We start from the raw sequence: 1,960 nt of genomic DNA, 5'->3' as shown, positions 1-1,960 counted from the left end.
TTTGGCGTGCCCAGCAAGCCGTAAATTGCTAATTGGTGAAAGTCCAATCTGAGTAAGTGCCAAGACGCTCAGTAGCTGACAGGCAACTGGTGAAGAAATTCTAAGGTTGAAGCCCTGTGACAAAGTAACTCTCTAGAAGAGTGCGAGCAACTTAACAGGTTGTAACATAAAGTGAATCCTGCCGTCTCGTCAAAAGAACCCACCGTAGGTGGCTAAAGAGAAGTCGAGCCTAGCGAATATGGGCGAAGACCATGGAAGGTGTGAAGAACTTGGAATCGCAACACTCAAGAATCTCTCGGGATATGGGGAACGACATGTTAAGAAAGTAATTAACGGAACTGGGGATACCCTCCTCATCACTTTCTTGGGAAGTAAAGCAGAATCCTATAAGTGTAAACGAAATGGTGGATGGATGAGAGGGAGTCGGAGGAGGTCATAGTACCGAAAATGATAAGCGACAACAAAACGTTATCTAGGGAAGGACCTCTACTTTGTTCATATGTCAGAAGGAGGTAAGAGTTAGTGAATGTCAAGAAAATGACTAACTACACCAATAATGTAAAAGCTCAAGAACTCTGGAAGACGTTATATCTTTGTGCCAAGGAAAGCCCTACACGTAGGTTTCATGCTTTATATGACAAAATCTATCGTCCAGATATTCTATGGGAGGCATGGCAACGTGTAAAAAGAAAGAAAGGAAGTGGAGGTGTCGATGGACAGACAATTGAACAAATTGTCTCGGAATACGGTGAGGGAAAATTCTTAAACGAACTCTATTTAGAACTGAAAGATAGACGTTATCACCCAAGTCCGGTCCTTCGGACCTATATTCCTAAAGAGGATGGAAAGAAACGCCCACTAGGAATCCCTACCATTAAAGATCGAGTTGCACAAATGGCAACAAAAATGATTATCGAGCCTATTTTTGAAGCAGACTTTCATGACTGTTCATTTGGATTTCGTCCAAAACGAAATGCTCATCAAGCTATAGCGAGAATAAGAAAGGCTAGTAAGAAATGCTTTTGGGTAGTAGACGTCGATATCCAAGGTTATTTTGATAATATCAATCAAGTAAAATTGATGAAATTACTAGAGCAAAGAATTAGTGACCGACGGGTCTTAAAACTAATCCGAAAATGGCTAGAAGCAGGCATTATGGAAGAAGGCAACATAAGAAACACAGTCACTGGGACGCCACAAGGTGGTGTTATATCACCTCTCTTAGCAAACATTTATCTAAATACGATGGATAGGCTTTGGGAGAAGAAATTCAAACATTTAGGTGAACTAATTAGATATGCTGATGATTATGTCATTATGTGTAAATCCAAACAACAAGCTTTAGACAGTATTCAAGTGATTCAATCTATAATGGGAAAACTCGACCTTTCAATAAATCGAGATAAATCAAAATTGATAAATCTTTGGAATGATATAGATGGTTTTGACTTTCTTGGATTTCATAATCGTAAACTCCCAATAAGGAGAAAAGGCGGAAACACGTTATATGTCATGGCACACATACCTAAGAAGAACGCAATGAAGAAAATGCGTGCAAAGATAAAAGCCTATACAGCACCAAGAAATAAACTGTACTTGGATATACGTGAATTAGTAAAAGGCCTAAATAGAATACTACAAGGTTTGAAGAATTATTACCTTTTATCACCTATAGCTAAGAGATGGCTAAATCGTATTGACTGGTATGTATTAGAACGTCTTACCTTGTTTTATAACAAGAAGAAAAATAATCGTAAGAAGCATGGAAATTTAAAAAGTGTAAGAAAAGAAATTGACCATCTTTTAATAAAGTTGGCTAGTTAGATACCGTAAAGCCAAAGAAAGAAGAACATCGGAAAGCCGTATGAGGGAAAACTTCACGTACGGTTTGATGAGGGGGAGCTGAAAGTAGAAAGAGATAGCGTAAGCTATCCCTTTTGAAATCAGTTTTCTACTCTAC

General features: G+C 38.6%; 1 protein-coding gene. It reads left to right on the top strand.

Going from position 1 to position 1,960, the window contains the following annotated elements:
- The first annotated feature begins 522 nt into the window (after nucleotides 1-522).
- Complete coding sequence (gene ltrA / locus ACEWK1_RS27535) at nucleotides 523-1,824, top strand: group II intron reverse transcriptase/maturase (protein ID WP_212134189.1); 1,302 nt, start codon at nucleotides 523-525, stop codon at nucleotides 1,822-1,824.
- The last annotated feature ends 136 nt before the right edge of the window (nucleotides 1,825-1,960 follow it).

Source organism: Metabacillus sp. YM-086, assembly GCF_048059995.1.
In the GTDB taxonomy this organism is placed as follows: domain Bacteria; phylum Bacillota; class Bacilli; order Bacillales; family Bacillaceae; genus Metabacillus; species Metabacillus litoralis_B.
This window is presented reverse-complemented; position numbering and strand designations above follow the sequence as displayed.